Origin of the sequence: Bradyrhizobium sp. Pha-3, assembly GCF_042258615.1 — a bacterium.
Lineage (GTDB): Bacteria > Pseudomonadota > Alphaproteobacteria > Rhizobiales > Xanthobacteraceae > Bradyrhizobium.
In genome coordinates, this window is the sequence record NZ_CP170152.1 from 8,136,576 (window position 1) to 8,160,298 (window position 23,723).

Annotated in this window: 22 protein-coding genes; 10 read left to right on the forward strand and 12 right to left on the reverse strand. The window is 66.3% G+C overall.

The genetic code is table 11. The features are described from left to right. Nucleotides 1–207: 207 nt before the first annotated feature. Nucleotides 208–1,113 (reverse strand): alpha/beta fold hydrolase, encoded by a 906-nt coding sequence (locus tag ACE10Z_RS38030; RefSeq protein ID WP_375785266.1) that lies wholly within the window; start codon nucleotides 1,111–1,113, stop codon nucleotides 208–210. A 121-nt stretch (nucleotides 1,114–1,234) separates the two neighbouring features. Between ACE10Z_RS38030 and ACE10Z_RS38035 the strand changes: the two genes are divergently transcribed. Continuing rightward, nucleotides 1,235–2,467 (forward strand): acyl-CoA dehydrogenase family protein, encoded by a 1,233-nt coding sequence (locus ACE10Z_RS38035; protein WP_375785267.1) that lies wholly within the window; start codon nucleotides 1,235–1,237, stop codon nucleotides 2,465–2,467. Between the two features lie 215 nt (nucleotides 2,468–2,682). On the opposite strand, the gene purD is transcribed toward ACE10Z_RS38035, so the two are convergent. After that, nucleotides 2,683–3,960 carry a phosphoribosylamine--glycine ligase gene (gene purD / locus ACE10Z_RS38040; protein WP_375785268.1) on the reverse strand — a complete coding sequence of 426 codons (1,278 nt, stop codon included), beginning with the start codon at nucleotides 3,958–3,960 and terminating at the stop codon, nucleotides 2,683–2,685. Between the two features lie 165 nt (nucleotides 3,961–4,125). Between purD and xseA the strand changes: the two genes are divergently transcribed. Continuing rightward, a complete protein-coding gene (gene xseA, locus ACE10Z_RS38045) occupies nucleotides 4,126–5,748 on the forward strand; it encodes an exodeoxyribonuclease VII large subunit (protein WP_375785269.1) in 1,623 nt (540 codons plus the stop codon). Nucleotides 5,749–5,957: 209 nt separating this feature from the next. Here the strand turns inward: xseA and ACE10Z_RS38050 are convergent, their stop codons facing one another. Next, nucleotides 5,958–6,788 carry a dienelactone hydrolase family protein gene (locus tag ACE10Z_RS38050; protein ID WP_375785270.1) on the reverse strand — a complete coding sequence of 277 codons (831 nt, stop codon included), beginning with the start codon at nucleotides 6,786–6,788 and terminating at the stop codon, nucleotides 5,958–5,960. A 187-nt stretch (nucleotides 6,789–6,975) separates the two neighbouring features. Between ACE10Z_RS38050 and ACE10Z_RS38055 the strand changes: the two genes are divergently transcribed. Next, the gene (locus tag ACE10Z_RS38055; protein ID WP_016848019.1) at nucleotides 6,976–7,203 is read left to right on the forward strand and encodes a DUF2093 domain-containing protein; all 228 of its coding nucleotides are present in this window, start codon (nucleotides 6,976–6,978) and stop codon (nucleotides 7,201–7,203) included. 20 nt (nucleotides 7,204–7,223) lie between these two features. Here the strand turns inward: ACE10Z_RS38055 and lpxK are convergent, their stop codons facing one another. The 6 genes from lpxK to ACE10Z_RS38085 form a co-directional block, all read right to left on the reverse strand. Beyond that, complete coding sequence (lpxK, locus tag ACE10Z_RS38060) at nucleotides 7,224–8,246, reverse strand: tetraacyldisaccharide 4'-kinase (RefSeq protein ID WP_375785271.1); 1,023 nt, start codon at nucleotides 8,244–8,246, stop codon at nucleotides 7,224–7,226. Beyond that, nucleotides 8,239–9,573, reverse strand: a complete 1,335-nt coding sequence (locus ACE10Z_RS38065; RefSeq protein ID WP_375785272.1) for a 3-deoxy-D-manno-octulosonic acid transferase — start codon at nucleotides 9,571–9,573, stop codon at nucleotides 8,239–8,241. Before ACE10Z_RS38065 ends, lpxK begins: the two co-directional genes overlap by 8 nt. Then, complete coding sequence (locus tag ACE10Z_RS38070; protein WP_375785273.1) at nucleotides 9,536–10,249, reverse strand: lysophospholipid acyltransferase family protein; 714 nt, start codon at nucleotides 10,247–10,249, stop codon at nucleotides 9,536–9,538. The genes ACE10Z_RS38065 and ACE10Z_RS38070 overlap by 38 nt, the downstream gene beginning before the upstream one ends. After that, entirely contained in the window at nucleotides 10,246–10,494 is a 249-nt protein-coding gene (locus tag ACE10Z_RS38075) for a DUF4170 domain-containing protein (protein WP_050403683.1), read from the reverse strand. Before ACE10Z_RS38075 ends, ACE10Z_RS38070 begins: the two co-directional genes overlap by 4 nt. A 143-nt stretch (nucleotides 10,495–10,637) precedes the next feature. Further along, nucleotides 10,638–11,447 (reverse strand): 3'(2'),5'-bisphosphate nucleotidase CysQ, encoded by an 810-nt coding sequence (locus ACE10Z_RS38080; protein WP_375785274.1) that lies wholly within the window; start codon nucleotides 11,445–11,447, stop codon nucleotides 10,638–10,640. Beyond that, on the reverse strand, nucleotides 11,434–12,822 hold the full coding sequence (locus tag ACE10Z_RS38085) for a TldD/PmbA family protein (RefSeq protein WP_375785275.1): 1,389 nt from the start codon (nucleotides 12,820–12,822) through the stop codon (nucleotides 11,434–11,436). The genes ACE10Z_RS38080 and ACE10Z_RS38085 overlap by 14 nt, the downstream gene beginning before the upstream one ends. A 275-nt stretch (nucleotides 12,823–13,097) precedes the next feature. On the opposite strand from ACE10Z_RS38085, the gene ACE10Z_RS38090 reads away from it, so the two are divergent. Then, the gene (locus ACE10Z_RS38090; protein WP_375785276.1) at nucleotides 13,098–13,622 is read left to right on the forward strand and encodes a DUF6101 family protein; all 525 of its coding nucleotides are present in this window, start codon (nucleotides 13,098–13,100) and stop codon (nucleotides 13,620–13,622) included. Between the two features lie 254 nt (nucleotides 13,623–13,876). On the opposite strand, the gene ubiA is transcribed toward ACE10Z_RS38090, so the two are convergent. Together ubiA and ACE10Z_RS38100 are read right to left on the reverse strand one after the other, a co-directional pair. After that, on the reverse strand, nucleotides 13,877–14,809 hold the full coding sequence (gene ubiA / locus ACE10Z_RS38095; protein WP_375785277.1) for a 4-hydroxybenzoate octaprenyltransferase: 933 nt from the start codon (nucleotides 14,807–14,809) through the stop codon (nucleotides 13,877–13,879). Between the two features lie 40 nt (nucleotides 14,810–14,849). Next, the gene (locus ACE10Z_RS38100; RefSeq protein ID WP_375785278.1) at nucleotides 14,850–15,584 is read right to left on the reverse strand and encodes a hypothetical protein; all 735 of its coding nucleotides are present in this window, start codon (nucleotides 15,582–15,584) and stop codon (nucleotides 14,850–14,852) included. Nucleotides 15,585–16,144: 560 nt separating this feature from the next. On the opposite strand from ACE10Z_RS38100, the gene ACE10Z_RS38105 reads away from it, so the two are divergent. The 6 genes from ACE10Z_RS38105 (at nucleotide 16,145) to ACE10Z_RS38130 (ending at nucleotide 22,469) form a co-directional block, all read left to right on the forward strand. Further along, nucleotides 16,145–16,921, forward strand: a complete 777-nt coding sequence (locus ACE10Z_RS38105) for a 16S rRNA (uracil(1498)-N(3))-methyltransferase (RefSeq protein ID WP_375785279.1) — start codon at nucleotides 16,145–16,147, stop codon at nucleotides 16,919–16,921. Between the two features lie 326 nt (nucleotides 16,922–17,247). After that, nucleotides 17,248–18,414: an ATP phosphoribosyltransferase regulatory subunit gene (locus tag ACE10Z_RS38110; protein ID WP_375785280.1), complete on the forward strand. Its 1,167-nt coding sequence runs from the start codon at nucleotides 17,248–17,250 to the stop codon at nucleotides 18,412–18,414. After that, complete coding sequence (gene hisG / locus ACE10Z_RS38115) at nucleotides 18,411–19,388, forward strand: ATP phosphoribosyltransferase (RefSeq protein WP_092124061.1); 978 nt, start codon at nucleotides 18,411–18,413, stop codon at nucleotides 19,386–19,388. Before ACE10Z_RS38110 ends, hisG begins: the two co-directional genes overlap by 4 nt. 139 nt (nucleotides 19,389–19,527) lie before the next feature. Then, nucleotides 19,528–20,574 (forward strand): glycosyltransferase family 2 protein, encoded by a 1,047-nt coding sequence (locus tag ACE10Z_RS38120; RefSeq protein ID WP_375785281.1) that lies wholly within the window; start codon nucleotides 19,528–19,530, stop codon nucleotides 20,572–20,574. Beyond that, nucleotides 20,571–21,413, forward strand: coding sequence for a ChbG/HpnK family deacetylase (locus ACE10Z_RS38125; RefSeq protein ID WP_375785282.1), 843 nt, complete (start codon nucleotides 20,571–20,573; stop codon nucleotides 21,411–21,413). Before ACE10Z_RS38120 ends, ACE10Z_RS38125 begins: the two co-directional genes overlap by 4 nt. 210 nt (nucleotides 21,414–21,623) lie before the next feature. Beyond that, the gene (locus tag ACE10Z_RS38130; protein ID WP_375785283.1) at nucleotides 21,624–22,469 is read left to right on the forward strand and encodes a DUF2076 domain-containing protein; all 846 of its coding nucleotides are present in this window, start codon (nucleotides 21,624–21,626) and stop codon (nucleotides 22,467–22,469) included. A gap of 207 nt (nucleotides 22,470–22,676) precedes the next feature. Here the strand turns inward: ACE10Z_RS38130 and ACE10Z_RS38135 are convergent, their stop codons facing one another. Next, nucleotides 22,677–23,486, reverse strand: a complete 810-nt coding sequence (locus ACE10Z_RS38135) for a L,D-transpeptidase family protein (RefSeq protein WP_375785284.1) — start codon at nucleotides 23,484–23,486, stop codon at nucleotides 22,677–22,679. Nucleotides 23,487–23,723 lie beyond the last annotated feature (237 nt).

Consider the following 23,723-nt stretch of genomic DNA (forward strand, 5'->3'; position numbering starts at 1 on the left):
TTCCGGGGAGCCTCCTCCGCGGAGGCGGTCCCCGGATTTCGCTGCGCTCCATCCGGGCTACGCAGTTCTCAGCATGCAGCATGTCGATCCCGTCACCCTGAGGAGCCGCGAAGCGGCGTCTCGAAGGATGCACGGCCACCAGCCGGGCCGTGCATCCTTCGAGACGCGCGTTCCGCGCTCCTCAGGATGACGGTGCTGCGCTTTGCGCTACCCCGCCAGGAAAAACTCCCGCAGCAGCTTCGCCGTCGCGTCCGGAGCCTCCTCGGGCAGGAAATGCCCTGACGCCACCGGCGCGCCGCTGACATTGGTCGCCCAGTTCTTCCAGGTGTCGAGCGGCGTCGTTGCCGCGCTGGCAACCCCGGCATCGCCCCACAACGCCAGCATCGGGATCGTGATCTTCCTGCCGGCGTCGACGTCGGCCTTGTCGATCTCAAAGTCGGCATAGGCGCCGGCGCGATAATCCTCGCACATCGCGTGGATGCGGGCGGGATCGCGGAACGGCGCAAGGTAATGCGCGAGCGCGCGCGGATCGATGGCGTCCAGCGTCTTGGTCCTGGTCTGGCTCGCCATCTTCTCCTTGAGGAAGAATTCGCCATTGTTGGAGATCAACGTCTCCGGCAGCGGATAGGGCTGCGCCAGGAACGCCCAGTGGTAGATCTTAAGCGCCGAGAGACGATTGAGCTTCTGCCAGTAATCATAGGTCGGCGCGATATCGAGCACCGCAAGCTTCGAGAGCCGGCCGGGATGATCGAGCGCGAGCCGGTATGAGACGCGGCCGCCGCGGTCGTGACCGGCGAGCGCGAAATGCACATGGCCGAGCTGCTCCATCGCCTCGACCATGGTCTTGGCCCAGGCCCGCTTGGTGTAGGGCGTATGGTCCTTGTCGCTATCAGGCATGTCGGACCAGCCGTAGCCCGGCAGGTCGGCGATGATCAGCGTGAATGTGTCGTCAAGTTTCGGCGCGACCGTGTGCCACATCACATGGGTCGATGAGAAGCCGTGCAGCAACAGCAGCGGCGGGCCCTTGCCGCCGACGCGGGCGAAGATGCGGCCCTGCGAGGTGTTGATCCATTTCGACTCATAGCCGGGAAAAAGATCAGCGAGATCAGGCATCGGTAGCTCCTCCCGGTCGCGTGCGCCGCGCTTCAAACTTTGTTCGGCGTTGCCGCTGGCCCATGCGAGGTTTATGCCATCCTCAAGCCAAGCCAACAACAACATGAAACGAGGAAGTGCCATGTCGATCGATTTCGAGATTCCCGCTGAGGCCAAGGCGATCCGCGAGAAGGTTCGCAAATTCGTGCATGACGAGTGCATTCCGGCGGAAAAGGAACTCGACACCAAGCCGCTTGCCGAGGTGCTGGCGCCGCTGCGCAAGAAGGCCCGGGCGCAGGGCCTGTGGTGCCCCTTCGTGCCGAAGGAGTATGGCGGTATGGGCCTCGGCCCGCTCGCCAACGCGCTGGTGCAGATGGAGCTCGGCGAAAGCATGCTCGGCGCGCTCTCGATGAACACGCAGGGGCCGGACGATGCCTCGATGATGACGATCCTGGCGCACGGCACCGAGTACCAGAAGGAGAAATTCCTTAAACCCCTGCTGAACGGCGAGAAGCGCATCTGCTTCTCGATGACCGAGAAGGCCGCCGGCGCCGACGCCACCGGCATGCAGACCACCGCGGTCAAGGACGGCAATGAGAACTACATCCTCAACGGCGAGAAATGGTTCTCCTCGTCGGCGAGCGTCGCCGACCTCGCGCTGGTCATGGCGAAGACCGATCCGAATGCACCGCGCCACAAGCAATACTCGACCTTCATCGTCGAGCTGCCCAACCCCGGCTACCGCATCAAGCGCAACATCGCCAACATGGCGATCGAGGGCCCGCATGACGATGTGATCCATGGCGGCCACTCCGAGATCGAGATCAAGGATTTGAAGGTACCGGCCGACAACCTGCTCGGCGGCGAGGGCAATGGCTTCAACATGGGCCAGCACCGCCTCGCCTATGGCCGGCTGCGCCACGGCATGCACAACGTCGCCAAGGCGCAGCGCGCGCTCGACATGGCGGCCGCCCACGTCACCAAGCGCTCGACCTTCGGCCAGTTGCTGGCCGACCGCCAGGCGGTGCAGTTCATGCTCGCCGATTGCGCGAGCGAGCTTTATATCGGCCGGCTGATGCTGCTGCACATCGCCTACAAGGCGGAGAAGGGCCTCGACATCCGCCAGGAGAACTCGATCGCGAAGATCTTCCACGCCCACATGGTGCACAAGGTGATCGACACCGCGATCCAGCTGCACGGCGCGCTCGGCTTCAGCCAGGATACGCCGCTGGCGAAATGGTACACCCAGGTGCGCTCGCAGCGGCTGGTCGACGGCCCCGACGAGGTGCACAAGTGGAAGATCGGCAAGAACGTCATCAAGGCGTTCCGCGAGCACGGCACCACCGCGAGCGCGGCAGGCGGGGATTTGCTCTGATCCGCTTCGTCATTCCGGGGCGGCGTCGCCCCACACCACTCCGTCATTGCCGGGCTTGACCCGGCAATCCATCTCACGAAGAGACTCTCCCGAAGGCGATGGATGCGCGGGTCCCGGCTACGCCAAGGCTTCGCCGAGGCTCTCGCACGTTGGCGCGCCGGAGCTTTAGCGGAGGCGGCAAGCCCGCGCATGACGAGCGACAAGTGCCGCGCGCGCTAGCCCTTTTCCTGCTCCACAGCCTGCCAGGCAATGTCGCGCCGGCAGAATCCCTCCGGCCATCTGATGCGATCGACGGCCTGATAGGCGCGGTCGCGCGCCTCGGTCACCGTCTTGCCCATCGCGCAGACGTTCAGCACCCGACCTCCGTTGGCAAGGATTGCACCATCCTTGGCCACCGTGCCGGCATGGAAAATCTCGACACCCTCGACCTTGGCGGCGTCATCGAGGCCGTCGATCCGCGTACCCTTGATGTAGTCGCCGGGATAGCCCTTGGCCGCCATCACCACCGTCAGCGCCGGGTCCGGGAACCAGCGCAGATCGAAGTTCTTCAATTGCCCGTCGCAGGCGGCGAGCAGCGCGGGCACAATGTCCGACATCATCCGCAGCATCAGCACCTGGCACTCGGGATCGCCGAAGCGGACATTGTATTCGAACAGTTTTGGGCCCTGCGCGGTCAGCATCACGCCGGCATAGAGCACGCCCTTGAACGGCGTGCCACGGCTCTTCATCCCGGCCACCGTCGGCAGGATGATGTGCGCCATGATCTGGTCATGCACCTCAGGCGTCACGAACGGCGTCGGCGAATAGGCGCCCATGCCGCCGGTATTCGGCCCCTTGTCGTGATCGAACACGCGCTTGTGGTCCTGCGCCGAGGCCAGCGGGATCGCGGTCTCGCCATCGCACAGCGCGAAGAAGCTGATCTCGCGGCCCGACAAGAACTCCTCGATCACCACCTCGGCGCCGGCCGATCCGAACGCGCCCTCGAACATCATCGCAACAGCGGCCTCCGCCTCGAGCAAGGTCTGCGCCACCACGACGCCCTTGCCGGCGGCGAGCCCATCGGCCTTGACCACGATCGGCGCGCCCTGGGCGCGGACATAGGCCACTGCGTCCTTCGCATTGTCGAAGCGGCGATAGGCGCCGGTCGGAATGTCGAACTCGCTGCAGAGGTCTTTCGTGAAGCCCTTGGAGCCCTCGAGCTGCGCGGCCTGCTTGCTCGGCCCGAACGCCTTGATGCCGGCAGCGGCGAGATCATCGACAATGCCGGCGGCGAGCGGCGTCTCCGGCCCGACCACCACCAGATCTACCGCATTGCGCCGGCAGAATTCGATCACCGCGGCATGGTCGGCGACATCGAGCGCAACGCACTCGGCCTCGCGCGCGATCCCGGCATTGCCCGGCGCGCACCAGAGTTTGTTCACCAGCGGGGATGCGGCGATCTTCCACGCCAGCGCATGTTCGCGGCCACCGGAACCGAGCAGGAGGATGTTCATCTGTGTCGCCGATTAAAAGGGTTGTAACGCCATTTCGTCCGGTTTAGCACGCTCCCCGACCGCAGCAAGAAGCGGTTCGATCAGATGTGGATATGTGATTCGACGCTTGAAACGAGGCGTCCGGACCTTGCACACGGGGGCGAAAACCCCGATTCTATAGGCCAGATGACCGCCGCTCCGAATCTCGTCAACGCGCCCGAATTCACCGTCTCGGAACTCTCCTCCGCCCTGAAGCGGACGGTGGAGGACCGGTTCGGCCATGTCCGCGTCCGCGGCGAGATCTCCGGCTTTCGCGGCCCGCACTCCTCCGGCCACTGCTATTTCGCCCTGAAGGACGAGAGCGCCAAGATCGAGGCGGTGATCTGGAAGTTTGCCCACGCAAGGATGCGCTTCAAGCCGCAGGAAGGCCTCGAGGTCATCGCCACCGGCAAGCTGACCACCTATCCGAACTCCTCGAAGTACCAGATCGTCATCGACTCGCTGGAGCCGGCCGGCGTCGGCGCGCTGATGGCGCTGATGGAGGAGCGCAAGAAGAAGCTCGCGGCCGAGGGCCTGTTCGACGAGGCCCGCAAGCAGCTGCTGCCCTGGCTGCCCGAGGTGATCGGCGTCGTCACCTCGCCGACCGGCGCCGTGATCCGCGACATCCTGCATCGCCTCGAGGACCGCTTCCCCCGCCGCGTGCTGGTCTGGCCGGTCAAGGTGCAGGGCGACGGCTCGGCCGAGCAGGTCGCAGCCGCGATCCGCGGCTTCAACGCGCTGCCGGAGGGCGGCAGGATTCCGCGGCCCGACCTGTTGATCGTCGCGCGCGGCGGCGGCTCGCTGGAGGATTTGTGGTCGTTCAACGAGGAGATCGTGGTTCGTGCCGCGGCCGAGAGCCACATCCCGCTGATCTCGGCGGTGGGCCACGAGACCGACATCACGCTGATCGACTTCGTCGCCGACAAGCGCGCGCCGACGCCGACCGCGGCCGCCGAGATGGCGGTACCGGTGCGCAGCGAGCTGTTCGTCGAGGTCCAGGGGCTCGCCCGCCGCACCATGGTGTGCTGGCAGCGCGGCCAGGAGGCCCGCCGCAACGAGCTGCGTGCCGCGGCGCGTGCGCTGCCTGCGGCGAACGAACTGCTGGCGATCCCGCGGCAGCGGCTCGATCATCTCGCGGCCGGGCTCCCGCGCGGGCTGAAGGCCAATACGCACGCGCATTTCCGCCGCTTCGCTGCGTCGAGCTCGCGCCTCACCATCGGCGTGCTGCGCGGCCAGGTCGCCCATGCGCGGCAGCGGCTGACCGTCTCGGGCGAACGCATCACGCTGTCGGCGCGCGCGCTGCTGCATCGCAGGCGCGAGCGCTTCAGCGGGCTCGAGATCCGGCTCAAGGCCTCGAAGCTCGCCAACGCCAAGGCCCAGCGCAACGCGATCGCGCGCGATCTCGAGCGCACCCACCGCCTCGCCGAGCGCGCCCGCCGCGCGCTGCTGACGACGATGCAGCGGCTCGAGGCGCGCGTCGCCCATCGCAGCCAACTGCTAGCGGCGCTGTCCTATCGCGGCGTGCTGGCGCGCGGCTTTGCGCTGGTGCGCGACGCGCAGGGACACGCGATCCATTCAGCCGCCGCGGTCGGCCCGAACGCCAACCTATCGATCGAGTTCGCCGACGGCCGCGTCGCCGCCACCACCAATGCCGATCAGCCCGCGGCGACGGTGACGCCCGAGAGCCAGCCGAAGCCGCAGCCGCGCGAGGCGAAACCGGCGGCGCCGAAGCGCGTCACCAAGCCGGTCGATCAGGGCAGTTTGTTTTAGCGCGGGATAGGATTGGGTTTGTCTGGAGCGGCAGCGGAAGTTCACCTCTCCCTTGGGAGAGGTCGGCGCGTAGCGCCGGGTGAGGGATCACGGTCTCTCGTTAGAACTGCGGCCCTTCACCCGATTTGCTACGCAAATCGACCTCTCCCCGCCGGGGAGAGGTGAACCGCATTCGTGGCCAAACCGATTCAACCCAACTTCATCCCGCTCTAGCGCGCCAGCCACTCGGCGACTTGCTTCTGCGCGTCCTTGCGCGCGCTCGCATCGGTGCCGACATGACCGGGCTCCGTGATGTCGACCTCGGACGAGGCCGCGACCGCATGCAGCGGCAGGTTGGCGCGGTCGAAATCGTGATAGGCCTCGGGATAGACCACGATCCGCGCCAGCGCGCTGCGGCCGCGCGCGCCGTCGACCATCTGGTGGCAGGCCGACGACGACGTCACATCGTCGCGCGCGCCGATCAGGACCAGCGTCGGCACCCGCGCGCTCCAGCCGAGGCCTGACGAGGTGCGGCAATCCGGATAGAACGCGACTGCCGACCGGAAGTCCGGCTCGACGTTGCGCGACCACATCTGCGGCCGCACCGCCCACAGCAAAGCGGCCGCGCCATTGCCCCAGCCGATCAGGCTGATGCGGCTCTTCGCGACCCATTTCTGCTGCACCAGCCACTGTCGCGCGGCGTTGATATCGGCGACCCGCGCACGGCGGGTCTGGACCTGATGCTCCTTGATGCGGCACTGGGGCCCGAGTTCGCGCGAGCCATAGCTGTCCGGCAGCAGCACCGCATGGCCTGATGTGAGCAGTTGCTCGGCCCAGTCGCGATAGCGCGGCAGCACCGCCTCGGAACGGCCGGCAAGACCGCCGCAGCCATGCAGCGCGATGACCGTCGGGAACGGGCCATCGCCGTCGGGCCGGTAGAGCTGCGCGTGCAGCGTGATATTGCCTTCGGGAATTTCGACCTGATGCGGGGCCGGGAGCGGCGCCGCCGCGGCCGGCACGGCAAGCATGGCGAGGCACATGAAAACTGACTTGAGGCGCATCCGATCCGGCCGGCTCGTTATGGCGCTGCAAACACAGCGGACCACGCCTGCAACGCTACCATGCGCTTTCGCCGCCAAATCATCACAAGTCGGTGGTTTAACGGGCGGACATGACCCCCTATCTGTGATAGACGGATTCATGAACATTTAAGGCTGCCTCATCGGAGGCAAGGCGGAGAGCTCAAACGTGCTGAACAAGTTCGGTCCCTCGGGCCATGGCGAAGCGCAGGTGCAATATCTCGATGGCGATTTCCGCGTGATCTCGCCCGGCACCTTTGTGCGTTGTGCCATCACCGACGTCCGGATCCCGCTCGACGAGCTGAAGTACTGGAGCGTCGACCTGCAGGAGGCCTACGCCACCCCGACGGCTGTGCTGCAGCGCCACCACCCCGGCGTGCTCAAGCCGCAGGCTTAGGCTTAAGCTCAAGACTGGGCTCATGTGCGCAGCCTCCTGTCCCGCGCCTTGAACAGCTGATCGGTCACCAGGCGCCGCAGCGCGGCAGCATCCTCGAATTGCAGCGTCACCGCGAACGGCACGATCGCCCGTGCCCAGGCCGGCATCCCGGCCGGATCACGCAACCGTGCCAGATCCTTTTCCGTCGTCACCAGCGTCAGGGCCTCCCCACTCGCATCGGCGACGAGCTGCGCGATCTCATCCTTGGTGAAGGCATGATGATCGGGGAAGGCTCTGTTTCGCACGACGTCGACGCCGCTTGCGCGCAGCGAGTTGAAGAAGCGCGCGGGATCGCCGATGCCGGCGAAGGCAAGTACACGCTGACCGCGCAAGGGACTCAATGAGGCCTCATCGGGCCTCAGATGCGCCAACAAGATCGGCTTGCCGCGGGACGTGATCTCGGCCGCGATCTTCTTCGCGCCACTCCCCTCGCCGACCACGATCAGCGCATCGGTGCGTTCCAGTTGCGGCGACAGCGGCGCGCGCAACGGTCCGGCCGGAATGACGCGGCCATTGCCGACGCCGCGCGTGGCGTCGATCACGATCAGGCAGGTGTCCTTGAGCACGCTCGGATTCTGGAAGCCGTCATCCATCAGGATCACGCTTGCGTTCTGTGCGCGCGCCAGCGCCAGGCCTGCGGCACGGTCACGCGAGACCACGACCGGTAAAGTTGCCGCCATCATCAGCGGCTCGTCGCCGACATCGGCCGCGGTGTGGCTATCGCGATCGACCTTGACCGGGCCAGCGAGCCTGCCGCCATAGCCGCGGCTGAGCACCACCGGCCGCTCATCAAGCTCGCGCAACAGTTTTGCCAGCGCCAGCACGGTCGGCGTCTTGCCGGCGCCGCCGACATGGTAGTTGCCGACGCAGATCACGGGAATGCCGGCATCGACGCCGGCGTGCTGCATCCGCCGCGCGGCCACCGCGCCATAGAGCGCGGCAAGCGGTCTCAACAATTGCGATGTCCAAGACGATGGCCGGTGCCAGAAGGCCGGCTCACGCATTGGCGGCTCCCATCTCGAGCTGCAGCTGCAACAGATAGGGCTCGAGAGCGGTCACCGTGCGCTCCAGCGCACCACCGAGCTGTTCGACGACGCGTTCGGAGGCCGCAAGCGAGGCGTCGCGCGCCGCGGGATCGGCGAGGAACTGGCCGAGCTGCTTGACCAGCGCTTTCAGATCGTCGGCGCGCCGCGCGCCGCCGGCATGATCGAGCGTGTCATAGACTTCGGTGAAATTGAAGACGTGCGGGCCGTGCACGATCGCAGCGCCGAGCTTGATCGCCTCGATCGGGTTCTGGCCGCCATGCGCGACCAGCGAGCCGCCCATGAACACGATCGGCGCGAGGCGATAGAACAGGCCGAGCTCACCCATCGTGTCGGCGACATAGATATCTGTTGTGGCGACCGGCAGGTCCTCGTGCGAGCGCAAGCCGGGGCGCAGGCCCGCTTCCGTCACGAGCCGCGCCACCGCCTCGCCGCGCGCGGCATGCCGCGGCACGATCACCGTGAGCAGCCCGGGGAAGAATCCGGCCAGCGATTTATGTGCCTCGATCAGGAGCTCTTCCTCGCCGGGATGGGTCGACGCGGCCACCACGATCGCGCGGCCGCGCGTCACCGACATCAGCCGCTCCAGCTTGGCCGGATCGGCCGGCGGCGCCGCGACGTCGAGCTTGAGATTGCCGGTAACCATGACGTTGGGGCTGCCGAGCGCGGCAAAGCGTTCGGCGTCGGTCTTCGACTGCGCGAGGCAGATGTCGAACCGCCCGAGCAGCGCCCCGATGGTGTTGGAGACCCGGCGCCAGCGCGGGAACGAGCGCTGCGACATCCGCCCGTTGATCAAGACCATCGGCAGCCGCCGCGCGGCGCTCGACAGGATCAGGTTCGGCCACAGATCGGACTCGATGAACAGCGCCAGCGACGGATGCCAGTGATCGAGGAAGCGCGCGACATAGCGCGGCGAGTCATACGGCACGTATTGATGGATCACGTCGGGCGGAAAGCGCTTGGCGACGATCGCGGCCGAGGTCACCGTGCCCGAGGTGAGCAGGATGCGCAGATTGAGCGCGCGCAGCCGCTCGATCAGCCCGACCGCCGCCAGCACCTCGCCGACGCTCGCGCCGTGAATCCACACCAGCGGCCCCTGCGGCCTGGTATCGGCGCTGACGCCGCGCCGCTCGCCGACACGTTCGGGATCTTCCTTGCCGAGCCTGAGCCGCCGCTTGATCAGCGCGGGCGCGAGCGGCACCATCGCGGACGACAGCTTGCGGTAGACACGCAACGTCATCGGTAGCGAGCTAGCCAAGCGTTGCCTCCGGCCGCCCGACGGCCGCATAGGCGCGCCGGGTCGCTTCGTTGAGAAGGTTCTCCACGTGCTGCCGGAGCTTTTCCATCGTCGCGGCATCGGCATCGGGCGGTACATAGACCGGCTCAATACCTACCACTGCGCCGCGCCCGAATGGCAAATTGATGGTCGTGGAATCCCAGTTTTTCAACCGGATGAATCGGCTGGTGACCATTGCAAAGGGGACGATCGGCCGGCCGGTTTCCCGCGCCAGCATGATGGCCCCGAGGCCCGCCACCCGGGCCCGCTTCGGCACATCGGCCGTGGTCGCCATGTTGCAGCCGTCTTCCAGCGTCCGGACCATCTCCAGGAAGGCGCCGACGCCGCCCTTGCGATGGAACGCGCCGGAATGATCGCCGGACCCCCTGATCGTGCCGATGCCGAGCCGCTCGACCGCCAGGGCGTTGAACTCGCCGTCGCGATGCCGGGAGATCAGCACCTTGGCACGGTAGCTGTCCTTGGTCTTGATGAACGGCGTCATGAAGTGCTGGCCGTGCCAAAACACGAAGATCGCCGGCATCAAGGGCTCGACGACCCCGTACACGTCGGACGGCTGGTAGCTGAAGCGGTTGGTGTACCAGACCAGCCGCAGGTACTCGGCCGCAAGCACACCCAGCGCGCGCTGCACGAAGCCGCTGCGCAGCAGATCGCGAAATAGTCGTTTCAATGGGAGTGCTTTGCGTCCTGCTCGGGATCGAGCAACCGGTGGAGGTGAACGACGAAGTAACGCATCTGGGCGTTGTCCACGGTCGCTTGCGCTTTCGCCTTCCAGGCCGCATAGGCGGTCGCATAGTTCGGGTAGACGCCGACGATCTCGACTTCGTCCAGATTCTTGAAGGTGTTGTGCTCGAGATCGGTCAACTCGCCGCCGATCACGAGGTGAAGCAGCTGCGGCTGGGCATTGTCTGACATGATGGTTTTTCCTAACGAGATGCCCGGCAAGCAAATGAAGTCGTAGTCGTCACAGGTCTGGTCGTCACAGGTCTGATCGTCACAGGTCTGTCGTAACAAGTCCGTTCGTCACAATCGGAAACGCGGCGCGGATCGGCGGGGCCTCACGGCAATGGACGGTTGCGAAAATGCTCGACAATGCGTGCATGACGTTCGCGTCCTGCTGCCACCAGCACCCCATGCGTCACCTCCCGGCGATTGTACTCAATCGCATCCCCCGAGAGCACGGTCATCTTACCACCCGCTTCCTGCACGATCAAATTCGCAGCGGCAAGATCCCAGTCGCGGCTTTGCCCGCCCGCAAAGGCGGCGTCAAGCCGACCTTGTGCTACGCGGCACAACCGCAGGGCCAGCGATCCGATCCGCGGAAACAGCGTGATCTCGTCCGATGTCGGGCTGAGCCGCTGCACCAGCGGTTTCGGTCCGGCCATGCGGGGAAAATCGAAATCGGTGCCCGCGGTCGCGTGCACGCCGCTGTCGTTCAGGGTGGCGCCCTGGCCACGGGCGGCGAAGAAGAATTCCTCGGTCACCGGCGCATACACCGCCGCGAGCACCGGCGATGCATTTTCAACCAGCGCCACACTGACGCACCAGTCCTCGCGGCCGGCGAGATAGGCGCGGGTGCCGTCGATCGGATCGACGATCCAGGTGAAGCGCCTGTCGAGTCGGGTCGCGTTGTCGGCGCTCTCCTCCGACAGCCAGCCGTAACCCGGCGTCGCCGAACGCAGCTGCTGCTCCAGGAGGTCGTTGACGGCGATGTCGGCCTCGGAGACCGGCGAGGACGCGCCCTTGATCCAGTTCTTCAATTCGGTGCGGAACAGCGACGATGCGAGCCGGCCCGCCTCCTGCACCGATCTGGTCAGCAAGGCGGCGTCGCGCGCCTTGGTCCAGTCGTCCGTATCAGCGTCCGCCAAGCGTCAGGCCCTCGATGCGCAGCGTCGGCGAATTGACGCCGTAGCGGAATTCCAGATCGCTGGCAGCGACCAGCGACTTGAACATCGGCAGCAGGTGGCCGGCGATGGTCACTTCGCTGACCGGATAGGTGATCTCGCCGTTCTCGATCCAGAAGCCGGACGCGCCGCGGCTGTAATCGCCGGTCACGCCGTTGACGCCGGAGCCGATCAGGTCGGTGACATAGAAGCCCTCCTTGATGTCGGAGATCAGCTCCTTCGGCGTCGCCGCACCCGGCTCGAGATGCAGATTGTATGTTCCGGGCGACGGCGAGGACGACACGCCGCGATGCGCATGCCCCGTGGTCATCAGGCCAAGCTCGCGCGCGGTCGCGGAGTCCAGCACCCAGGTGGTCAGCACGCCCTCATCGATCAGCGCGATCTTCTTCACCTTGACGCCCTCGGCGTCGAAGGTCTGCGAACGCAGGCCGCGCACGCGCAGGGGATCGTCGATGATGCGGATATCCCTTGAGAACAGCTGCTCGCCGAGCTTGTCTTTCAGGAAGCTGGTCTTGCGCGCGATCGAGGCGCCGTTGATGGCCCCGACCAGATGGCCGACGATCGAGCCCGCAACCCGCGGGTCGAACACGACAGGCACCTTGCAGGTCTCGACCTTGCGCGGATTCGACCGCGCCACCGCGCGCTCGCCGGCCTTGCGGCCAACGGTCGTGGGTGAATCGAGATCGGACGCATGCGGCGCGCTGGTGAAATCGTAGTCGCGCTCCATGCCGGTGCCCTCACCGGAAATCGCCGTCGTCGAGATGCCGTGACTGGAGCGCAGATAAGAACCGTGGAAGCCGGTCGACGTCACCAGCACCATGCCGCCGATCCCGGTCGAGGCCGACGCACCGCCGGACTTGGTGACGCCCTTGACCGCGAGCGCTGCGGCCTCCGCTTCGATGGCGCGCTGCTCGAGCTCGGCCGTGGTCGGGACGGTGCGGTCGAGCAGATCGAGATCGGGGAAATCATGCGCATGGAGCGCGGGATCGGCCAGACCGACATATTTGTCGTCCGGCGCCACGCGCGCCATCGCGACCGCACGCTCGGCGAGCTTTGCAATCCCGTCGCCGCTGACGTCATTGGTCGAGACCACCGCCTGGCGCTGGCCGACGAACACCCGAAGTCCGACATCGTCGCCTTCGGAGCGCTCGGTTTCCTCGACACGGCCGTCACGGACTTCGACGCCTTGCGAGACGCCGCGCACCGCGATGGCATCGGCCGCGTCGGCGCCGGCGCGCTTTGCGGCTTCGACCAGACGCTGCGCGAGGTCGCTCAGGCCGGACTGGTCGAACAGATCGGAGGTATCGCCGTGTCGCGATGCAGATGGTGAAGAGTTCACGAACGAATTCCTGCGGATTGAGGGGGCCCGGAATGGCGTCGACAGACCTAACCAGATGTGCCGGATTCACAAGGAATTCAAGCACTTTGCACCGGCGGGCAACAAAGATTTGAGTGATCGGCGCAAGGCTTCGTCAATCATGCGGGCCAACCTCTTGTCAATCATGGCGCCAGGTGAGGAGCGGTTAACCAGGCTTTTTAAGCCGAAACGGCCATCGCTCGGCTAGGCTCTCACACATCGACCGGGAACATAATCCCGGCGGGGAGACTAAGGCTTTGAGGCGTCAAACACCAACAAGCGGAATCAATTCCGCCGGGTCGAGCCGCGCACTGCGGCTCGACCCTCTTTCCCTTCCGCTCAGCTTCCACGCGCAGGATGCGCGCGCAGATGGCGGCATGCGGCAGGTCGAGCTTCACCGCGAACATGTCGTGCTGCGCCGTGCCGTTCTCGGCATGCGGATGGCAGTCAATGTTCGCGTCAGCGATTTCCTCGGCGTCGCGCTGCGCGGCATCGACGACGCGCAGATGCTGGTGCTGGTTCACCGCGATCCCGCGCTCACCATTCCGCTCGGCACCAGTTCGGATGCCGAGGAGATCACCTCCGCCTGGCAGATGTGGAGCGACATCTTCCGTCTCCCGCAACTGACCGAGCCGGCGCCGCGGACGCCTTCCCCGCGCCGGCGCCGCCGCAACGCGATCCGCGCCCGCCGCCCGAAATTCCTGGTCCGCCGCCGCACCGGCGTCAGCCTCAACGGCACCAGCGTGCATCGCGACGAGCGCGAGATCATCGCGCGGGATTGAGTTCGTTTCGGCGCCTCAGCGCGACGGCAACGGAATTGCGTGCACAGCTCTCACCTCTTGGTCGTCCTGGCGAAAGCCAGGACCCATAACCACCGCATTCGGTGATGAACGGGATCGCGGCCCCAGCGTCGCACAACAATCGAGAGTTGGGGTAATGGGTCCTGGCTTTCGCCAGGACGACGATGAGGATGGTTCTCAATTCGAACCGGGCGATGACAGCTGAGAATGAGGACGCAGCTTCGCATTCTCGCGACCTAAGCCGCGCGCAGCACCGCATCGACGACGAGGCTCGCGAACAGGATGAGGCCGGCGTCGCGGTTGGACTTGAAGATGCGCAGACAGAGTGCGGGATCGCTGGTGTCGAGCCGGCGGACCTGCCAGGCGAGATGCAGCGCGAACGCCGCTAGCCCGATCCACGCCGGCCAGCGTGCGCCCGCGAGCGCGAACGCCGCGCCGATCAGCAGCACGGCGAGACCATAGAAAATCACCAGCGCGCGATGGGTGCGTGCGCCGAACAGGCGCGCGGTGGATTTGACGCCGATCAGCGCATCATCCTCGGCGTCCTGATGGGCGTAGATGGTGTCGTAGGCGATCACCCAGGCGATCGAGCCGGCGTAAAGCGCAATCGCGGCCGCATCGATGCGCTCGAGCGTCACGGCGAAGCCCATCAGCGCGCCGTAGGAAAAGGCGAGGCCGAGCACGACCTGCGGCCACCAGGTGATCCGCTTCATGAACGGATAGATCGCAACGATCACCAGCGAGGCGATGCCGGTCATGATCGCAAAGCGGTTGAACTGCAGCAGGACCGCGAGCCCGATCAGCGCCTGCAGCACCATGAAGACCACCGCCTGCGTCACCGTGACCTGCCCCGCCGGGATCGGCCGCGACCGGGTGCGCTCGACCCTGGCGTCGAGATCGCGATCGGTGATGTCGTTCCAGGTGCAGCCTGCGCCGCGCATCACGAAGGCGCCGATGAAGAACAGCAGGACGACGAGCGGGAGTGAGCGAACATCATGCGCGACGCCGGCGGCGAGTGCCGCCGACCACCAGCACGGCATCAACAACAGCCAGGAGCCGATCGGCCGGTCGTAGCGCGCAAGCCGCAGATAGGGCCGCGACCAGACCGGCGCATGGGTATCCACCCAGTTGCCCGTGGAGTCGGCAACGCGGGCGGAGACATCGCTCATGAATGCGTGATCATTGGCTGGTCAATCATCGGGCGCTCGATCACCGGGTGAGAACGTTGCCGTTCAGCGTGTCGAAGGTGCTGCCGCCCTTCTTGGTCGGCGTTGCTTCCGGCAGCGAGGCGGACGAGCCGAGCACGTCGCTCAGCGACGGCCCCGCGGGGCCGCGCGGCTGTGCCGCCGCCTGCTCCGCGACGTTGCAGACCTTCTTCAGCAGCGCCTCGGTATTCTTGTGACCGGTCTTGAGCTGATCGGAGATCTGCGGCGGGATTCCGCACTTCGCCGCGTTGCTGTCGACGTATTTGATCATCTTGACTTCGGCCTGGCTGTAATTGCCGATCAGCTTGCAGGCCTCCTGCGGGCTGGCGTGCCGGTCGCTCGCCGCCTTGATCGCCTTGCCTCGCTTCTCGGTCTCCTCGCGCAGCGGGACGAAATCCTTCATGCAGGCGTCTCCGGCGGCGCCACCACCGGCGCCGGGCGGGGGCGGCGGAGACGACAGACCGCCGCCGGCGATGGGAGCCGCACCACTGCTCGGAAATGGCGACGGCGCGCCGCCGACCCTGGCCGCTGGCGCGCCGTTGACCGGCGGAAATGCAGGATCCGGAGCGGTGCTCGCCCGGCTTGGACGCGCGCCGTTCACCGGCGGGAACGCGGGATCCGACGCGGTGCCGGCCTGGCCTTGATTGGGCAGCGGCGCCGGAAAGGCGCTCTGGGCGGCGGCGTGCCCCGCAGACAGGGCGGTCGCGGCAACGGTCAGCACGATCAGTCGGCGGATCATCGAGGGTGTTTCTCCGGCAAAAGGTCCAGGCAACCCCAGCGCAACAAAACGAAGCAACGAAATTTGGGGGCGTTTTACGATTCCTGTGAGCCCTTAACAACCCGTGGATTTGGGCGACAGCGCGGCGTAGGGCCACACCGGCCACATTAAATTGTTCCCCGATTTGAAGCCTTTAGGCTGCGAGCGGCGGTAAAACCGGGGCATCAAATGCACCTGAACGGGATTTTCGGTCATGCCTCGGTTTGAATCGGCGGCTTCCGCGCGCTGTCCGAACGGCAAAAGGGGCCGCGTGCAAGCGACCCCTCGGACTTGAAAAATGACTTGGTGACAGAAGCAATATGTCGACACCGCTGTAGTAGTTAGCCGGTGCGTTCCTGACGAGCCCGAGGGACTACGGTGTCGCCCGGTTTGGTTAACTTGCCTCGCCGCGTGGAAGCGGCCTTAGCGCCGACGCCCGACGCCGATTACGGAATCTGCCTACCCTCTCCGATCGCAATCAGCAGCAGCGGGCGATACTTGGCAGCACCTTTGGGCTAGAACGCGGCTCAGGAACCCAGGACATGCCTGAACTCGATTTTCGCAGCCCCCGCCTGTTTGTCGATGCCCCGCTCGGGGCCGGCGCGACCGTTTCGCTCGAACGCGACCAGAGCAACTATCTCGGCAACGTGCTGCGGCTTGCCGCCGGCGACGCCGTGCTGGTGTTCAACGGCCGCGACGGCGAATGGCGCGCGGAGATTTCCGGCCGCAAGCGGGCCGACACGCTGACGATCACGGCGCAGACCCGGGCGCAGGATCGCCTGCCCGACGTGACCTATGTGTTTGCGCCGCTGAAACATGCGCGGCTCGACTACATGGTGCAGAAGGCGGTCGAGATGGGCACCGCACGGCTCGTGCCGGTGCTGACCCGCTTCACCCAGGTTTCGCGGGTCAACAGCGAGCGGATGCGCGCCAATGTGGTCGAGGCCGCCGAGCAATGCGGGATCATCTCGCTTGCCGAGGTCGTCGATCCCCTCCCATTTGAACGTTTCCTGGCGGGGCGCGATCCGGCGCGGCTCCTGGTGTTCTGCGACGAGGCGGCTGAAGTGGCGAACCCGGTGCAGGCGTTGCAGGCGGCGACCGCCGCAAACCGCGGGATCGACGTGCTGATCGGCCCCGAGGGCGGCTTTGCCGAGGAGGAGCGCGCGCTGCTGCTGCGCCAGCCCAACGTCCTCCGTCTCGCACTCGGCCCGCGCATCCTGCGCGCCGACACCGCCGCCGTCGCCGCGCTGGCGCTGGTGCAGGCGGCGCTGGGGGATTGGGGAGCAAATGGACCATTCACTCCATCCCCGTCATCCTGAGGTGCGAGCCCCTTCGGCGAGCCTCGAAGGATGCACGGCCCGGCTGGTGGCCGTCGATCCTTCGAGGCTCGCTGCGCTCGCACCTCAGGATGACGGGCCGACTAGTGGGCACCCCAGCAAGATCAGCCGATGCCCCGGGCTACAGCCACCCCTTGTGGGAAACATCTTTCCCTAGCCAAGCCGTCGCAAAATCGTTAACGAACCCAATCATTAAGCCACTTGGCTGATCCCTGTCGAAAGCCTGATACGGCCATGCTAAGGGCTCCGCCAAAACCACCCATGGAACCCGCTCTGAAACGCGATTTCGGAGCGAATTGGACGTCGAGATGAGCGAAGCTGCCGCACCACGATCCGCCGCCGGATCCGCCTTATGGGCGGATGCGCTGCTGGCCTCGTTCGCGCAGGCCGGCTATCTCAGGTCTGAACCCGCCATCCTGCAGCCGGCCGAGCCGTTCCTCGACCTGTCCGGCGAGGACATCCGCAAAAGCCTGTATCTGACGACCGACCCGAGCGGCGAGGAGCTCTGCCTGCGCCCGGATCTCACCATCCCGGTGGCGCGCGACTACCTCACCTCGCCCCGTGCCGGCCAGCCGGCCGGCTTCAGCTATCTCGGCCCGGTGTTCCGCTATCGCGACGGCCAGCCGAGCCAGTTCCTGCAGGCCGGCATCGAATCCTTCGGGCGGCAGGACCGCGCCGCGGCCGACGCCGAGATGCTGGCGCTGGCGCTGGAAGCGACCACGGCCTTTGGATTGAAGGATGTCGAGATCCGCACCGGCGACGTTGCGCTGTTCAACGCGCTGATCGATGCACTCGAACTCTATCCGGTGTGGCGGCGCCGGCTGATCAAGGATTTCAACCGCAAGGTTTCGCTCACCGACGACATCGAGCAGCTGACCTTGGCGACCGCGCCGGGCCGCAACGAATATGAAGGAGTGCTCGCGGCGCTCGCCGGGTCCGACCGCAAGGCGGCGCTGGCGCTGGTCACCGACCTGATGTCGATCGCCGGCACCACCAATGTCGGCGGCCGCACGGTCGCCGAGATCGCCGACCGCTTCCTCGAGCAATCGACGCTGAAGGGCGGCGCGCTGCCGCGCGATGCGCTCGCCACCATCAAGCGCTTCCTCGCCATATCTGGCGATCCCGACGACGCAATCGCGCAACTGCGCGCGCTGGCCGCCGACGCCAGGCTCGATCTTGCCGCGGCGATCGACCAGTTCGAGAGCCGGGTCGGCTTCATGGCCGCGCGCGGCATCGACATAAGGAAGACGCGGTTCTCGACGGCGTTCGGACGCGGCCTCGACTACTACACCGGCTTCGAGTTCGAGCTGCACGCCAGGGGCAACGGCGCAGAGCCGCTGGTCGCGGGCGGCCGCTATGACGGGCTGATGTCACAGCTCGGCTCGGCCAGCCCGATCCCCGCGGTCGGCTTCTCGGTCTGGATCGAGGCGATGACCCGGCATGGCAAGGCCGGCGCCACCGGAGGCGCCCAATGAGCACGCCGTTCGTCGTCGCCGTTCCCTCCAAGGGCCGCCTGCAGGAAAACGCGGAAAGCTTCTTCGCCCGCGCCGGGCTGACCTTGTCGAAGGCCGGCGGCGCACGCGACTATCGCGGCACCATCGCAGGCGTCGACAATGTCGAGATCGCCTATCTGTCGGCGAGCGAGATCGCGGCCAACCTGGCGCGCGGCTCGGTGCATCTCGGCGTCACCGGCGAGGATCTGGTGCGCGAGAGCATTCCCGATGCCGACAAGCGGGTGCTGATGATCGAAGGTCTCGGCTTCGGCTATGCCAATGTCGTGGTCGCGGTGCCGCAGGCCTGGATCGACGTCCGCACCATGGCCGATCTCGACGACGTCGCAAGCGGCTTCCGCGAGCAGCACAATCACCGCATGCGGGTCGCGACCAAATACATCAACCTGACGCGGGGCTTCTTTGCCAAGCACGGCGTCGGCGACTACCGCATCGTCGAAAGCGCCGGCGCCACCGAGGGCGCGCCCGCGGCCGGCACCGCCGAGCTGATCGTCGACATCACGACCACGGGCGCGACGCTCGCCGCGAACGGGCTCAAGGTGCTCGACGACGGCGTGATGCTGCGCAGCCAGGCCAACCTCGTCGCCTCCCGCGATGCCGACTGGTCGACCGGCGCGCGCGAGACCGCGCGCGTCATCCTCGACCACATCGCCGCGCGCGCCCGCGCCAGCAAGTACCGCGAGGTGCGCACCCGGTTCGCCGGCTGCAATGATGCGCTGCTGTCCGAGGCCCATACCCGTTTCGGCGTGGTCGCCCCGTTCGGCAGCCCGACCTCATCGGGCATGCTCACGCTGCACTGCCCACCGGGCAAGCTTTACGCGCTCGGCAGCTTCCTGCGCGAGCACGGCGCCGAAACCGTGTCGGTGGTGTCGCTGGACTATGTGTTCGACCGCGAGAACCCGCTGTTCGCCAAGCTCGAGGCGTTCCTGCGACAATGAGCCGGCGGGGCCGTTCATGTTGGCGACAGCCGGCCGTCGGTACCATATTGTGTTCATGATCTCTCGTTGTGACGCGTTTTCTTCACGCGAAGGCGAACCCGATTTCGCTGGAAAACGCTCTAGTTCTGGAACCTGACCGATGATGCTGGGCTCTGACGTTTCCAGCCTGACCACAACCGCCAAGACCGCCGCCGCGCAGGGTCTGTCCATCGTCGTGCCCGTCTACAACGAGGCCGCCGGGCTTGTGGCGCTGCACCAACGGCTGATCGACCTCGCCAGCTCATTGCGCGGCCGTTACGGGCTCAATTGCGAAGTGGTCTATGTCGACGACGGCAGCGCGGACAACACGCTGGCCATCGCGCGCGGCCTGCCCGCCGACGGGCTCGACCTCCAGGTGGTGTCGCTGTCGCGCAATTTCGGCAAGGAGGCGGCGCTGATGGCCGGCCTCGACCACGCCCGCCGCGGCGCGGTGCTGTTCATGGACGGCGATGGCCAGCATCCGCCGACCCTGGTGGAGCAATTGGTCGCGCACTGGATCGATGACGGCTACGACGTGGTCTACACGGCGAAGGCGCATCGCGACAATGAATCGGCGCTGCGGCGGCTTGCGGTGCGCGGCTTCTACGCGCTGATCAACTGGGGCGCGCGGCAGCAGATTCCCGAGGATGCCGGCGACTTCCGCCTGCTGTCGCCGCGTGCGGCTGCCGCCTTGCGGCAATTGCCGGAACGCAACCGCTTCTTCAAGGGCCTCGCCAGCTGGATCGGCTTCAGGCAGATCCGCGTCGACTACGAGCCGGCACCGCGCGCGCATGGCGTCACCACCTTCAATGCCGGCCGGCTAATCGGCCTATCGATCGAGGGCCTGACCTCGTTCTCGGTGGCGCCGCTGCGCTTCGCCAGCCTGCTCGGCGCGCTGCTCGCGGGCGCGGCCTTCCTGTTCGGCCTCTCGATCCTGTGGGAAGTCTTGACCACCGGCAAGCAGGTCCCCGGCTATCCGTCGCTGATGATCGGCGTCATGACGATCGGCGGCGTGCAGCTGATCATGATCGGCATCGTCGGCGAATATATCGGCAAGATCCTCTCCGAATTGAAGGCGCGGCCGATCTACTTCGTCGCCGAGCATACCGAGAAGCACGCCGACGGCGGCGCGGCGCAAAGCGCCACCGAGCGGACCGCCGCCGAATGAGCGAGACTTCGCCGCGCCGGATCTGGCTGTGTGCTGACGATTATGGCTTGAGCTGCGGCGTCAACCGCGCGATCCGCGACCTGATCGAGCGCGGCCGCCTCAATGCGACGTCGGTGATGATGGTGACGCCGGCGATCGGCCGCGAGGCGGCGGCCGCGCTGCAGGCTTCGGTAGCGAAAAGCCCGCGCTGCGCGATCGGGCTGCATGTGACCCTGACCGCGCCGTTCCGGCCGCTGACGATGCATTTCCGTCCGCTGGACGGCGACATGTTCCTGCCGTTCCCGAGGCTGCTCCGCGCCGGACTGATGCACCGGCTCGATGCCGATCTGGTCCATGCCGAAGTGCTGGCGCAGCTCGACGCCTTCCACGATCTGTTCGGCCGCGCGCCCGATTTCGTCGACGGCCATCAGCACGCGCAGCTGTTCCCCCAGGTGCGCGACGGCTTCCTGCGCGCGGTGAAGGAGCGCGCGCCCAACGCCTGGGTGCGGCAGTGCGGACGCGAAGGCCCGCTGGCGCGCCAGCTGACGGCGCCGAAGGCTTTGGTGCTGAACGTGCTCAGCACCCAGTTCCGAATCAAGGCACAGCGATCGGGCCTGCACTTCAACCCGGCCTTCGCCGGCGCCTACGATTTTACGCGCGGCAGCGAATTCGGAGCGCTGATGCAGGGCTTCCTCGACGGCCTGCCCGAGGATGGGCTCGTGATGTGCCATCCCGGTTTCGTCGATGAAACCCTGAAGAACCTCGACCCGCTGACGACGCAGCGGGAGACCGAACATGCCTATCTCGCTGGCGAGGATTTCCCCGCTCTGCTGGCCCTGAATAAAGTTACACTCGCCTGACCCTTGTTTTGACGCGTTTTCTTCACGCGAACCGGGATCCACCCCGCATCAAGTGCGGGGCAGGCTTCGCTCGAAAACGCTTTGGGTTCACGAAAGGCCGCCGGTCGTATTGTCGCATACATAAATTTAATCCTGGGCCCCACTCCTTGCGCCACAAAGCCGGTCCTACATCAGCCGCGCGCCGATTCGATCGACGCGATGGAGAACGCCATGACACCGCAAGAACGCCAACTGATTGACGATCTCTTCGACCGGCTCGCCAAGCTGGAGAATGCCCCGCGCGACGCCGAGGCCATGTCCGCGATCATGCAGGGCCTGCGCGGCGCGCCGAATGCGGTTTACACGCTGGTGCAGACCGCGCTGGTGCAGGACGAGGCGCTGAAGCGCGCCCATGACCGGATCCAGGAGCTCGAGGCCGCGGTCGGCCAGCAGCAGGGAGCACAGCAGCAGGGCGGCGGCTTCCTCGATTCGATGCGCGACGCGATCTTCGGACAGGGCCAGCAGCAGCCGCACGGCTCGGTGCCGCCGGTGCGCCCGCCGGATGTTGGCGGCAGCCGCCCGGTCTGGAACTCGGGCCAGGCGATCCAGCAGGCAGGCGGCTACGGCCAGCCGCCGCAGCAATACGGACAGCCCCAATATGGCCAACCCCAATACGGTCAACCTTACGGCGGCCCGCAGCCCCCGGCCTTCGGCGGCGGCGCTCCCGGTGGCGGTGGCGGCTCGTTCCTCGGCACTGCGGCTGCGGCCGCGGCCGGCGTGGTCGGTGGCGGGCTGCTGCTCTCCAGCATCCGCGGCATGATGGGTGGCGGCAGCCACCAGTCGCTGGCGGACGCCGGCGGCTTGGGCGGTTCGCGTCCGTGGGGCGGCGACCAGTCGTCGAGCAACCTTGCCCGTGACGCCGGGATCAACGATGTCAGTTCGTCCGGTCGCGACAGTGATTCCGGCTCGCGCGCCGGCGCGTTCGACCAGACGCAGGCCGACCGGGACAGTGACGATGATCAAGACGCCGACGACTTCGACGACAACGGCGGCGACGACAACAGCGATTACGCGTAAACGCGATCGCTGAAACGGCAACGGCCGCTCCATCGAGCGGCCGTTTTGGTTTGATCAATCCGTAGCCCGGATGAAGCCAACGGGTCGCGCGAACGCGCGCCCGATGACAGGCTCCGCGCAATCCGGGGCAACCCTATCCGCGGTGAGGCCCGTCCCGGATTTCGCTTCGCTCCATCCGGGCTACATAGACTCCATCCGGGCTACATCTCACATCACGACGACCTTGGCGCCGACATTGACGCGGCCATAGAGATCGATCACGTCCTCATTGCGCATCCGGATGCAGCCGGACGAGACGTTGGTGCCGATCGTCCAGGGCTCGTTGGAGCCGTGGATGCGATAGAGCGAGGACCCCAGATACATCGCGCGGGCGCCGAGCGGATTCTCCGGGCCGCCTTCCATGTGCCGCGGCAGATCGGGACGGCGCGCCAGCATTTCCGGCGGCGGCGTCCAGGCCGGCCATTCCTTCTTCGCCGAGATCGTCTTGACGCCGGCCCAGGTGAAGCCGGGCCGTCCGACGCCGATGCCGTAGCGCAGCGCGCGGCCGTCACCCTGCACCAGATAGAGGAACTTGTTCGGCGTATCGACGACGATGGTGCCGGCGCCTTCCTTGCCGCTGTAATCGACCAGCTGCTTTTCATATCTGGGATCGAACGGACGCTGCGTCGGATCGCCCGCGGCCTCCTCCTGCTGCCGGATCATCTGCTGCTGCGGATCCATCGGCGGCAATCCCTGGCGGTTGCCGTAATAGGCCGGCTGCTGCTGATACATCGGCTGCGGCGAATAACCCTGCGACGACGGCGCATCGCCGAACAGGAATTCGATGAAGCCGCCGCCCATGTTGGAGCGTTGCGGCTGCACATAGGCGGTACGCATCGGCGGCTGCGGTGCGCCCTGGTTGGCGTAGATCACGCTGGGCTCGGGCTGAGCCGACGCGTCGATCGCCATGGCATGATGGGGAACGGCAATAAGCGAAGAAGCGCCGGCGAGCAGCGCAAGCGTGGTTTTCCTGAACATCGACGTACTCTGTACTGGTTTCGTCGTGACGTGTGACGTGGACGGAGCGCACATGCGCCGTTGCACGTGGTCAATAAGCAATGAAAACCGCATCGGTTTGGTAAACGGAGCGGCCGTTTCGATTCACCATCTCGACAGTGGCGCGCGGTTTTGCCTGACAGCGTTTATTTTGCATGAACGCCGCAGCGACATGGTTAATCGCCCGTATCGCGGCGGTTGCGCGCACTCGGCGCAAAC